Source organism: Bacillus sp. SKDU12, from assembly GCF_010093085.1.
In the GTDB taxonomy this organism is placed as follows: domain Bacteria; phylum Bacillota; class Bacilli; order Bacillales; family Bacillaceae; genus Bacillus; species Bacillus mexicanus.
Genome location: NZ_MSRC01000011.1, coordinates 58551 through 70270, shown reverse-complemented (window position 1 = coordinate 70270; position 11720 = coordinate 58551). Strand labels below are relative to the sequence as shown.

The 11720-nt window shown below is 44.6% G+C and carries 11 protein-coding genes and 1 pseudogene; 10 read left to right on the top strand and 2 right to left on the bottom strand.

Going from position 1 to position 11720, the window contains the following annotated elements:
- Positions 1-20 precede the first annotated feature (20 nt).
- Positions 21-1016 carry an LLM class flavin-dependent oxidoreductase gene (locus BTW01_RS11235; RefSeq protein ID WP_162103069.1) on the bottom strand — a complete coding sequence of 332 codons (996 nt, stop codon included), beginning with the start codon at positions 1014-1016 and terminating at the stop codon, positions 21-23.
- Between the two features lie 282 nt (positions 1017-1298).
- Between BTW01_RS11235 and BTW01_RS11230 the strand changes: the two genes are divergently transcribed.
- The 7 genes from BTW01_RS11230 to niaP all read left to right on the top strand — a co-directional run bounded on the left by BTW01_RS11230 (position 1299) and on the right by niaP (position 8056).
- Positions 1299-1898, top strand: a complete 600-nt coding sequence (locus BTW01_RS11230; protein WP_162103068.1) for a TerD family protein — start codon at positions 1299-1301, stop codon at positions 1896-1898.
- A 21-nt stretch (positions 1899-1919) separates the two neighbouring features.
- Complete coding sequence (locus tag BTW01_RS11225; RefSeq protein ID WP_162103067.1) at positions 1920-2501, top strand: TerD family protein; 582 nt, start codon at positions 1920-1922, stop codon at positions 2499-2501.
- A 33-nt stretch (positions 2502-2534) separates the two neighbouring features.
- Positions 2535-3113: a TerD family protein gene (locus BTW01_RS11220; protein WP_162103066.1), complete on the top strand. Its 579-nt coding sequence runs from the start codon at positions 2535-2537 to the stop codon at positions 3111-3113.
- Between the two features lie 51 nt (positions 3114-3164).
- Positions 3165-3938: a TerC family protein gene (locus tag BTW01_RS11215; protein WP_162103065.1), complete on the top strand. Its 774-nt coding sequence runs from the start codon at positions 3165-3167 to the stop codon at positions 3936-3938.
- An 81-nt stretch (positions 3939-4019) separates the two neighbouring features.
- Positions 4020-5633, top strand: a complete 1614-nt coding sequence (locus tag BTW01_RS11210) for a YceG family protein (protein ID WP_162103064.1) — start codon at positions 4020-4022, stop codon at positions 5631-5633.
- A 14-nt stretch (positions 5634-5647) separates the two neighbouring features.
- Positions 5648-6739, top strand: coding sequence for a toxic anion resistance protein (locus BTW01_RS11205; protein WP_162103063.1), 1092 nt, complete (start codon positions 5648-5650; stop codon positions 6737-6739).
- A 114-nt stretch (positions 6740-6853) separates the two neighbouring features.
- A complete protein-coding gene (gene niaP / locus BTW01_RS11200; RefSeq protein WP_162103062.1) occupies positions 6854-8056 on the top strand; it encodes a niacin permease NiaP in 1203 nt (400 codons plus the stop codon).
- Positions 8057-8166: 110 nt separating this feature from the next.
- On the opposite strand, the pseudogene BTW01_RS18475 reads toward niaP, so the two are convergent.
- Positions 8167-8463 (bottom strand): annotated as a pseudogene (locus BTW01_RS18475) (ArsR/SmtB family transcription factor).
- A 265-nt stretch (positions 8464-8728) separates the two neighbouring features.
- On the opposite strand from BTW01_RS18475, the gene opuAA reads away from it, so the two are divergent.
- The 3 genes from opuAA to BTW01_RS11185 are packed head-to-tail and all read left to right on the top strand — an operon-like array spanning position 8729 to position 11713.
- On the top strand, positions 8729-9982 hold the full coding sequence (opuAA, locus tag BTW01_RS11195) for a glycine/proline betaine ABC transporter ATP-binding protein OpuAA (protein WP_162103061.1): 1254 nt from the start codon (positions 8729-8731) through the stop codon (positions 9980-9982).
- A gap of 1 nt (position 9983) precedes the next feature.
- Positions 9984-10832, top strand: a complete 849-nt coding sequence (opuAB, locus tag BTW01_RS11190; protein WP_162103060.1) for a glycine/proline betaine ABC transporter permease subunit OpuAB — start codon at positions 9984-9986, stop codon at positions 10830-10832.
- On the top strand, positions 10832-11713 hold the full coding sequence (locus BTW01_RS11185; RefSeq protein ID WP_162103059.1) for a glycine betaine ABC transporter substrate-binding protein: 882 nt from the start codon (positions 10832-10834) through the stop codon (positions 11711-11713). The genes opuAB and BTW01_RS11185 overlap by 1 nt, the downstream gene beginning before the upstream one ends.
- Positions 11714-11720: the final 7 nt, after the last annotated feature.

Here is an 11720-nt window from a genome sequence, read left to right as displayed (position 1 = left end):
CAAATGGAAAACTGCTTTTTTTATAGAAATATCCCGGCAAGCCGCTCATACGATTCTTTTTTTGCTTCAAAATCAAACACATTGCACAGAATCATGATTTCATTTGTTTCATAGCGGTCTGCGAGCGCTAATAGCTGCTGCTTGACGGTGTTTGGAGAACCGATCACCATCCGCTTTCTGTTTTCTTCTATCTGTTTTTTATCAGCTGCTGTGTAGGGGTGCGCTTTTGCCTCCTCGATGCTCGGCACACGGCTGTCCAAGCCTTTTCCGACGCGAAGAAGCCATAAATCCTGGCTTAAAGCTAGGTCTTCTGCCTCTTCATCTGTTTTTGCGCAAATGACAAAAATCGTAAACAGCGTTGCCGGAGACAAGAAATGGGCCGATGGCTGAAAGTTTTCCCGATAGACGCGAAGCGCACTTTCTCCCCGTTCGGGATTAATGAAATGGCCAAAGACATATCCAATGCCCTTGTGCGCCGCACGCCTTGCGCTGTTTTCACCAAGCCCGAGCACCCATAGCTCCGGTGCAGTATCGATAAGGGGCGCCGCTTTGATTCCGGCATACGGATGCTCGGAAGGAAGGGAATCTGTGAGAAAATATGAGACATCCTCAAGTTGTCTGTTAAATTCGGTCAAGCTTTTTTTCACTCCGTCCGTTAACGCAAGACGGGTCTTTGTTGTGCCGCCGGGAGAACGCCCGACGCCAAGATCAATCCGGTTTGGGTACAGAGCCTCGAGCTGGCGAAAGGTTTCAGCCACTTTAAACGGGCTGTATTGGGGCAGCAGAACGCCTCCCGATCCGACACGAATTGTGCTTGTCTGTGCTGCGATCCGGGCGATCATGATTTCAGGCGCTGTGCTTGCCAGTCCTTTCGTGCTGTGATGTTCGGCAAACCAATAACGCATATAGCCCCACTGTTCGCTTAATTGGGCAAGCTCAACCGAATGCTGGAGAGTCGTCACAGCGCTTTCTTCTTTAGAAATAGGTGCCTGATCAAGTATGCTTAAATGAATCAAAAGGACGCTCCCTTTCTGTCTGTTTTTAGAATGTGACACAAGAATAGGCAAAATGACTTGTCCGCGTCAAATGGTTTGTTTAAAATACGTATTTCATAGCATTTGCATAACAGATAGCAAATATGGAGGTTTTTTTCGAGGATTTTCGTCAATTATTCTAAACTTTTACGAAACTTTGGTATAATAATAAACGTATATATTAATAATTTACGGCTTATTTTTCATGTGAGCCTAAAAATAAAAGTGACTATCTTCATATTTTGATGAGTAGGAGTGAATCGTGTGGCAATTTCTTTAGAAAAAGGTCAGCGAATTGATTTAACAAAAGGAAAAGCCGGCCTGTCAAAATTGCTGGTCGGTCTTGGTTGGGACCCGGTTTCTTCAGGCGGAGGTTTCTTCAGCAAACTGCTTGGCGGAGGCGGTCCGAATATCGACTGTGACGCGTCAGTGCTGATGCTTGAAAACGGAAAATTTACCGATAAGAAAAATTTGATCTATTTCGGCAACCTGAAAAGCCGCTGCGGCAGCATAAAGCATACAGGAGACAACCTGACGGGCGACGGTGATGGCGATGACGAGCAAATCATAGTAGATTTGGAAAAAGTGCCTGCACACATTGATAAGCTTGTATTTGTTGTGAACATTTATGATTGTGTCAGAAGAAGACAGGATTTCGGCATGATTCAAAACGCGTTTATCCGTGTGGTCGATCAATCTAATCAAGAAGAAATGCTCAAATACAATTTGCGAGACAATTATGCCGGCAGAACAAGCCTGATTACAGCTGAAATTTACCGCAGCGGCAGCGAGTGGAAGTTTGCGGCGATCGGTGAAGGCACAAATGATACAAGACTAGAAGATATTATCAGCCGGTACGTATAAAAGAATAGGAGTGGATGAAGCATGGCAATTTCATTGGCAAAAGGACAAAAAGTAGATTTAACAAAAACAAATCCGGGTCTTTCAAAGGTTGTTATCGGTTTAGGCTGGGATACGAATAAGTATGATGGCGGACACGACTTTGACCTTGATTCAAGTGTGTTTCTTTTAGATGCGTCTGGAAAATGCGCATCTCAAAATGATTTTATTTTCTATAACCAGCTTGAAGGCGGTAATGGTTCAGTCGTCCACTCAGGCGATAATTTGACTGGTGCTGGCGAAGGCGATGACGAGAGTGTCAAGGTCAACCTCAGCGCTGTGCCTGCTAACATTGATAAAATCTCATTTGTTATCACTATTCATGAAGCGGAAGCGCGCAGCCAAAACTTTGGACAGGTATCAAATGCGTTCGTTCGCATCGTCAATGAAGAAACAAATGAAGAACTCATCCGTTACGACCTTGCCGAAGATTTCTCTATTGAAACGGCAATCATTGCAGGGGAGCTTTACAGACATAACGGCGAGTGGAAATTCTCCGCTATCGGCTCAGGCTACCAAGGCGGCCTTGCCCGGATCGCAACGGACTACGGCTTGCAAGTCGGTTAAGACAAATACAAAGAGCAAAAGGAGAGAGACAATATGGCCATTCAATTATCAAAAGGAGAACGCATTGATTTAACGAAAACCAATCCGGGACTCGCAAAAGCGGTAATCGGATTAGGCTGGGATACAAACAAGTACTCGGGCGGACATGATTTTGATCTGGATGCTTCAGCCTTTTTAGTAGATGCGAATGATAACTGCGTGAATGATCTCGATTTTGTCTTTTATAATAACCTTGAACATCCGAGCGGCGGTGTCATCCATACAGGTGACAACCGCACAGGTGAGGGTGACGGGGATGATGAGCAGATTATCGTTGACTTTTCAAAGATCCCTGCTAACATTGAAAAAATCGGCATCACAGTGACCATTCATGATGCTGAAGCACGCAGCCAAAACTTTGGACAAGTATCCAACGCGTTTGTCCGCGTTGTGGATGAAGAAACGCAGAATGAGCTGCTGCGCTTTGACTTAGGAGAAGACTTCTCCATTGAAACAGCTGTTGTCGTTTGCGAGCTTTACAGACACGGCGGCGAGTGGAAATTCAATGCGATCGGCAGCGGTTTTTCCGGCGGACTGGCTTCATTGTGCCGGAACTACGGTTTACAAGTGTAAGCGAGTGACAAATAGAGACGTCACCGTTTTAAAGTAATGGGAGGAAAAAACTTGGACTTTTTACATCATATCATGTCTACGTATGCTTCATTTTTCGATTGGAAAATGTGGGGGGAAGTTTTGACTGATCCTGTTTCATGGGGTCTGATCGGTTCCCTTGTTGTTTTGGAGGCTCTTTTATCAGCTGATAACGCGCTTGTTCTTGCGGTCATGGTTAAACACCTGCCGGAAAAACAGCGGAAAAAAGCGTTAACGTACGGGTTGTTTGGAGCGTATATTTTTAGGTTTATTTTTATCGGGCTCGGCATGCTCCTCATTAAATTTTGGTGGATTAAAGTGCTTGGCGCGCTTTATCTGGCTTGGATCGTCATTAAGCACTTCTGGATCGGCGAAAAAGAAGATGAAGCGGACGGCATTAAGAAAAATTCGTGGATGGCCCGCACGTTCGGGATCTTCTGGGCGACTGTCATTTCAGTTGAATTGATGGACCTCGCCTTCTCTGTGGACAGCATCTTGGCTGCATTTGCAGTGTCTGAAAAAGTATGGGTGCTTATGATTGGCGGTATGCTTGGTATCCTGATGATGCGTACAGTGGCAAAAGTATTCCTTGTCCTGATTGATAAAATTCCTGAGCTGGAAAACACAGCATTCGTATTAATCGGCATTATCGCGCTGAAAATGGCGGCGAGCGCTTTCCATTACGAAATGCCGCACTCTGTGTTCTTCATTATCATTATTGCTGCTTTTGTGATTACATTTATCATTCACTACATCAACAAACAAAAGCAAGTGCGCGAACAGACAGCCGCGTCAAAAGAAGAATAAAACAAAACAAGGAGGGAGGTTTATGTCCTTCCTTTTTTGTTACAGAAATATCGTTCAAGACAAACCGGAAAGGAGGATATGATGAGACAAGAAGAACTAATCATTCATAAAGCGGCTCCGGCTGACGGGGATTGGAAAAGCCTGCTGCTTCAGCCATTGGATGAGCGGGACCACTTTGAAACAAAACAAGGCCTCTCATTTTCTCGTCTTGCGGGACAGATTTTAGGCACGCCTATTGATGAGACAGACTACTATAACGAGCTGTATGAGCTGTCTATAAACGAACGCATTACCATTCTAAGTGAAACGCTTGATAAAACGATCGAGCCGGACACATTTCAAAAGCTCCAGCATATTCATTTGATCAGCCAGAAGGAAAAAGGACTGTCAGTCAGCCGTTTTGTTGCCTTTCTTGACGGGCAAAAGCTGATTGCAAATCATTCAAATCCCTTGATGCACCGCCATTTAAGAACTGCGCTGATGACGCTTTTACACACATTTGCAGACAGGCATGATCAAGGGCTGAATCATCCTGATTTTCGCAGAGTGCTGCTTGATGTTTCGAAGTTTTCCTTGAATCACCTGAATCCTTGGCTGGAAAATACCGATATAGAGCGAGAGATGCCAAAGGTTGTTTGGTATGGTGATGCGACAAAAAGCCAGCTCTATTTCTTATATTATCTAATGATCGTCGGCTGCGATGTTCTGCTGTTCCATCCGGCAGGAACCGATCAGCTGGCGCTTGTCGATCCGAAGCAGGAGCTCGGTTTTACCGAAAAGCTTCCCGATGTGTCGGAGCTTCAGCCGTTTCCGAAAGAAAAACCAGACCGGAAATCAACAGTGGCCTACCGTTCAACAAAGGAATTTGAACATGTGCTGAACCACGAGGAATCTATGCTGTACAAGCCATGGCAGTTCAGAGAACACACACCGATGTCTGTTACGCTGAAAACAACCTATGATGAACTGTTCTTAATTACGAAAGAACGTGCCTTTATTCGACCTAATTTCAAAGCTGATCAACATTCTATCGAGATTCCAAATGTGTTTGCCAAAATTATGGGTGTATCAAAGGACAATAAAGAATATTGGAGCAGGCTTCATACATTAGCTGAATATCAGGAAACAGAAATGGTCAGAAGCTTTCCGTTTACAAAAGAAATAAAATCGAACTATCAATTTCATTACAGCCATGCGCTTGACCACGAAGGGAATATTGATCCGGATAAGCTGATGGCCAGCAATGTGTGGCAGTACAAGCAGCTTCCGGCCGGCGTTCAGACTGCCATTGCCAAAACAATTTCGAGAATGTGCAGACATCCAAAGCTTAAGGCTTTGCATCAGGAACAAGTCAAGGATGTTCAAATCTACTTGTTTAAACAAACAACAAACCTGCCTGCTCATCTGCTGAAATTAATTCACATGTTCGACTATGCGCAAGCCGTTCCAAAGCTTCTTTTATATCACACAGAAATGAACGGCGGACTCACGCGTTCAGATGCTGCTGCTTTGCTGTTCCTGAATGAAATCGGGATTGATATCGTCATTTATAACCCTCCCGGCCATCAAGATATTGAGCAGTTTATTGAAGAGGATCAGTATGATATCCACTGGCTGGATGACATGGTGTTTCAGCAGGACTATAAAGAGCCTTCGCTTGTGAGCAGGCTGTTCAGAACGATTACCCAAAAGTAAGGAGAGAAAAAAGCATGACAACAGAAAATCAAAATCCGATTGTTCTCGATAAAAGTGAAGAAATTACCCAGCAAAAAGCTGATGATATCCGTCTCCAGCTTCGCCAAGATCCGCATGTAAAGCGGCTTGCGCAGCAAATTGACGTTAAAAACCAAATGGAGCTGCTTGAATACGGGAAGGAGCCGGCTGTTGAAATTTCCAAGTTCTCTGACCGCATCTTGGGGATGATGAAAACAACAAGTGTGACAGACTCCGGCACAATGCTGACTCAGCTTGGAAAAATCATGGATCGCTTCGATAAAAATGATTTTGATGAGCCGAAGGGATTGATGGCGAAAATTTTCAAACGCGGCGAAAGCATGATCGAAAAAATCTTTAAAAAGTATCAGACGCTTGGCGGAGAGATTGAAAAAATCAACGTTGAGATTTCGAAATACAAAGATGAGATGACAAAGACGAATTACACGCTCGATGAAATGTACGAAAACAATGTCAACTACTATATGGAGCTTGAAAAGTATGTAGTTGCCGGACAAATGAAGCTGGAAGAGATGCAATCAATCCTTCCTTCATATGAAGAAAAAGCGGCAAGCGGCAATCAGCTGGCGCAAATGCAGCTTGATACGCTGCGCAACGGCATTCAGGCGCTTGAGGAACGGGTATATGATTTGGATATGGCGCGGATGGTGGCTCTTCAAACGGCACCTCAGATCCGTCTCCTTCAGCGCGGAAATACAAAGCTGATCGGGAAAATCAATTCCGCATTCATTATCACCATTCCGATTTTCAAAAACGGCATTATTCAGGCTGTTACGGTAAAACGGCAAAAGCTTGTGGCTGACTCTATGAGCGAGCTTGACCGCCGGACAAACGAAATGCTGAAACGAAATGCTGAAAACATCTCCAGCCAAAGCGTTGAAATTGCCAGAATGGCTGGCAGACCAAGCATCGATATAGAAACGATCGAATCGTCTTGGAACACGATCGTCAGCGGCATGCAGGAAACAAAACAAATCGAAGAAGAAAACAAACGCCTCCGTGAAGACGGCGCGAGACGTATTGCTCAGCTGCAGGATAATATTAAAAAAGCAGCATTGGAGCAATAAAAAATCCCCCGCTTGTGAAACATAAGCGGGGATTTTTTGTTTTTGTTAATGACATAGTGTAAAGACAGGTGTAAACTTAAACGGTAATCATTTTGTATATCAGAGGTGTTGGCAATGGGAAAACAACAGCCTATTTCTCAGCGTAAACTGCTGGGCATCGCCGGCTTGGGATGGCTGTTTGATGCAATGGATGTCGGAATATTATCGTTTATTATCGCCGCCCTGCATGTCGAATGGAACCTGTCGCCCGAAGAAATGAAATGGATCGGGAGCGTCAATTCCGTCGGCATGGCTGTCGGTGCGTTTTTGTTTGGTCTCATGGCTGATCGAATCGGTCGCAAAAAGGTGTTTATCATTACCCTTTTATGCTTTTCAATCGGAAGCGGCATTTCCGCTTTTGTGACGAGTTTATCAGCATTCCTCATCTTGCGTTTCGTGATCGGAATGGGGCTTGGCGGTGAGCTTCCAGTCGCTTCAACCCTCGTGTCCGAAGCAGTTGTGCCTGAAAAGCGGGGCAGAGTGATTGTTCTTTTGGAAAGCTTTTGGGCAGTGGGCTGGCTGGCGGCGGCGCTGATTTCTTACTTTGTGATCCCAAGCTTCGGCTGGCAGGGCGCCCTGCTGTTAACCGCACTGACTGCATTTTATGCGCTGTACTTGCGGACGGGGCTGCCTGATTCGCCAAAATATGAGTCGCTTTCCGCCAAAAAGAAATCGGTGTGGGAGAATGTAAAAAGCGTCTGGGCCAGACAGTATAGACGGCCGACTGTGATGCTGTCGATCGTTTGGTTCTGTGTGGTGTTTTCGTATTACGGCATGTTCCTATGGCTGCCGAGTGTCATGCTTTTAAAGGGATTCAGTATGATTCAAAGCTTTGAATACGTCCTGCTGATGACGCTTGCTCAGCTTCCAGGCTATTTTTCTGCCGCTTGGCTGATCGAAAAAGCGGGCCGGAAATGGATACTTGTCATTTACTTGATTGGTACAGCAGGAAGCGCCTATTTCTTCGGAACGGCAGATTCCTTAGGCCTTCTGCTTGCAGCCGGAATGCTGTTATCATTTTTCAATCTTGGTGCGTGGGGCGTGCTGTATGCCTATACACCAGAACAATATCCAACAGCGATTCGCGCGACAGGTTCAGGAACGACAGCGGCGTTTGGAAGAATCGGAGGCATTTTCGGGCCGCTTCTCGTCGGGACGCTGGCAGCCCGTCATATCTCATTTTCGATCATCTTTTCAATCTTTTGTATTGCTATCTTACTCGCGGTTGCTTGTATTTTGATTATGGGGAAAGAAACGAAACAAACTGAGCTTGAATGAGATGCTCAGGCTGTCGAGCTATTCTTGACAGCCTGATCGCATAACCAAATTACAGAGAATGAAGCTGATCCTGTAAAAAGAGGGGGAAGAGAAGCAAGCAAAAGGGTACCTTATTCCAATGGCAAATCTCTTTGACTTATGTCTTCGCGCAGACTGATATATTTTGTCCGCGAATCTCTCCGCGTTGCCGTCAACTCCGCTTCACGCAGTGTTTAAATGATTTGATGCTGTGATTTGACAATATTGCACTTTTCACCTGTCACACCGCAGCTAAGTTCTTTTCCGCTGTAATAAAGCGTACGAATAATAACAAGCCTCGATTCATCTAACCATGCTTTAAACATACGGAATCTGATTTGATCATCTGATTGTTTCATAGTCATAACATAATAGGTGCCGGGAAACATATTTTCCCATTAGTCAAGCGGAAGTATTAGGAGAAAGAAGGGATCCAATCCCATTTAAAGCGTTTTTATACACGGAGATATTAAAAACCCTCTGTAAAATACAATCATAAAGGAGGATTACAGAGCATTTAGAAGCATAAATAAGGTCATGTTGTTACATGGATGTTTATAAAGAAATGGTGTAGAATAAAAGAGAATATGCTATTTGTGAAGAATGTTACATAAATGTTACGGTAATATGGAGTGTTTAATATGGAGGGAAAATATGAGTGTAGATGAGAAAATTAAGATAAAAGTTGAGAAAGTATCTAAGATTTTTGGAAAACACACAAAAAAAGCAGTTCAAATGCTTGCCAACGGAAAGACAAAAAAAGAGATCTTGAAAGCGACTGGAGCAACCGTTGGGGTTAATCAGGCAGATTTTGATGTATATGATGGTGAGATATTTGTCATCATGGGTCTATCAGGGAGCGGTAAATCAACGTTAGTACGGCTATTAAACCGGCTTATTGAACCGACTGCCGGCAATATTTACATTGATGGTGACATGATAACAAATATGTCTAAAGACCAGCTCCGGGAAGTCCGCCGGAAAAAAATCAGCATGGTCTTCCAAAAGTTCGCTCTGTTCCCGCACAGAACGATTCTTGAAAACACAGAATACGGACTGGAGCTTCAAGGTGTAGACAAACAAGAGCGTCAGCAAAAAGCGCTTGAGTCTTTAAAGCTTGTCGGACTTGAAGGATTTGAACACCAATATCCTGACCAGCTTTCAGGCGGGATGCAGCAGCGTGTCGGCCTTGCCCGCGCGTTGACAAATGATCCGGACATTCTCCTGATGGATGAAGCGTTCAGTGCGCTCGATCCATTGATTCGTAAAGATATGCAGGATGAACTTCTTGATCTTCACGATAATGTCGGAAAAACAATTATCTTTATTACGCATGACTTGGACGAGGCATTGCGGATCGGTGACAGAATTGTTCTAATGAAGGACGGTAACATCGTTCAAATCGGCACGCCTGAAGAAATCCTGATGAATCCATCTAACGAATATGTTGAGAAATTCGTCGAGGATGTTGATTTATCTAAAGTTCTTACAGCAGGCCACATTATGAAACGCGCTGAAACTGTGCGGATTGATAAAGGGCCTCGCGTAGCATTGACACTAATGAAAAACCTTGGAATTTCTTCAATTTACGCAGTGGATAAACAAAAGAAATTGTTAGGTGTAATCTATGCGTCTGATGCGAAAAAAGCGGCTGAGTCTGAATTGCCGCTTCAAGACATTTTGAATACAGAATTTACGACTGTACCAGAGAATACGTATCTTACAGAGATTTTTGACGCCGTTTCTGACGCGAATATTCCAATTGCGGTTGTAGATGAGAAGCAAAGAATGAAAGGGATTGTCGTAAAAGGCGCACTGATTGGCGCGCTTGCCGGCAATAACGAGTATATCAATGCTGAAGGTACTGATGAACAAACACAAGATCCTTCTGCACAGGAGGTGAAGTAAGATGGATAGACTGCCTAGAATACCTTTAGCAGATATCATTGACCGTTTTGTTGACTGGATTACGATAACGTTTGGCGGATTCTTCGACGGAATCGCAAACGGTTTGGCCGCTTTTGTAAATGGAATTGTCAGCGGGCTTGGATTTATCCCATCTATTTTGTTAACGATTATTTTCGCCGCACTCGCGTGGTGGTTCAGTACGAGAGGAATTGCGTTATTTACATTAATTGGATTCCTTCTGATTGATTATTTAGGATATTGGGATCCAATGCTTCAAACATTGGCGCTTGTTTTGACATCTGTGATTATTTCGATTGTGGTCGGGGTTCCGATCGGAATTTGGGCGTCCCAAAAAGAAACGGTTCGCCGCATTGTAACGCCTATTCTTGATTTAATGCAAACAATGCCTGCTTTCGTATATCTACTGCCGGCAATTTTCTTCTTCAACATCGGTGTTGTACCGGGGGTTGTTGCATCTGTTATCTTTGCAATGCCGCCGACAATCCGTATGACTGTTCTCGGTATTAAACAAGTGCCGGCGGATCTGATTGAAGCGACTGAGGCGTTCGGTTCTACGACAGCTCAGCGTTTGTTTAAAGTTCAGCTTCCGCTTGCGACAAAAACCATTTTGGCCGGAATCAACCAAAGCATCATGCTTGCGTTATCAATGGTTGTTATCGCCGCAATGGTCGGTGCGCCTGGACTTGGCTCTGAAGTATACAGCGCTGTTACACAGCTGAAAACAGGGGTCGGTGTAGAGGCTGGTATCGCCATCGTTATCGTTGCTATTACACTCGACCGTATTACGCAAAACATTAAAGTGAAGAAGAAAAGCAGGGGGAATGCCTGATGCTTAAAAAAATCATCGGTATCGGCGTTACCGCCATGCTTGCGCTCTCACTTGCGGCCTGCGGTTCAGAAAGCGATGAAAATGCAACCGCGGCTGAACAGGTGAATAAGACTATCATCGGGATTGACCCCGGTTCAGGGATTATGGCCCTGACCGACCAAGCGATGAAAGATTATAGCCTGGATGACTGGACAGTGATTACGGCTTCAAGCGCCGCGATGACCGCAACGCTTAAAAAGTCATACGACCGTGAGAAACCGATTATTATTACAGGATGGACACCGCACTGGATGTTTTCCAGATATAAGCTGAAATATCTCGATGATCCGAAGCAATCCTACGGAAGCGCAGAGGAAATCCATACGGTCACACGCAAGGGCTTCAGCAAAGAACAGCCTAATGCTGCAAAGCTTCTCAGTCAGTTTAAATGGACGCAAGACGAGATGGGAGAAGTGATGATCAGAGTGGAAGAAGGCGAGAAACCCGCCAAAGTCGCTGCTGATTATGTGAAAAAGCATAAAGATCAGATTGCGGAGTGGACAAAAGGTGTTCAAAGGGTAAAGGGTGACAAAATCAATCTTGCCTATGTAGCGTGGGACAGTGAGATTGCAAGTACAAACGTGATGGGTAAAGTCTTAGAAGACTTAGGCTATGACGTGACACTTACTCAGGTAGAAGCCGGGCCAATGTGGACCGCAATTGCGACGGGGAGCGCGGATGCATCCCTTTCCGCATGGCTGCCGAATACCCATAAAGCATACGCCGCCAAATATAAAGGAAAATATGATGATATTGGCACCAGTATGACTGGCGTGAAAATGGGCCTTGTTGTTCCGCAATATATGAAAAACGTCAACTCAATTGAAGATTTGAAGAAGTAATGAAGAA

Coding starts and splice junctions, on each gene's coding strand:
- BTW01_RS11205 (WP_162103063.1), top strand. CDS start 5,648: ATGACAACAGAAAATCAAAATCCGATTGTTCTCGATAAAAGTGAAGAA.
- BTW01_RS11185 (WP_162103059.1), top strand. CDS start 10,832: ATGCTTAAAAAAATCATCGGTATCGGCGTTACCGCCATGCTTGCGCTC.
- BTW01_RS11220 (WP_162103066.1), top strand. CDS start 2,535: ATGGCCATTCAATTATCAAAAGGAGAACGCATTGATTTAACGAAAACC.
- opuAB (WP_162103060.1), top strand. CDS start 9,984: ATGGATAGACTGCCTAGAATACCTTTAGCAGATATCATTGACCGTTTT.
- opuAA (WP_162103061.1), top strand. CDS start 8,729: ATGAGTGTAGATGAGAAAATTAAGATAAAAGTTGAGAAAGTATCTAAG.
- BTW01_RS11225 (WP_162103067.1), top strand. CDS start 1,920: ATGGCAATTTCATTGGCAAAAGGACAAAAAGTAGATTTAACAAAAACA.
- BTW01_RS11210 (WP_162103064.1), top strand. CDS start 4,020: ATGAGACAAGAAGAACTAATCATTCATAAAGCGGCTCCGGCTGACGGG.
- niaP (WP_162103062.1), top strand. CDS start 6,854: ATGGGAAAACAACAGCCTATTTCTCAGCGTAAACTGCTGGGCATCGCC.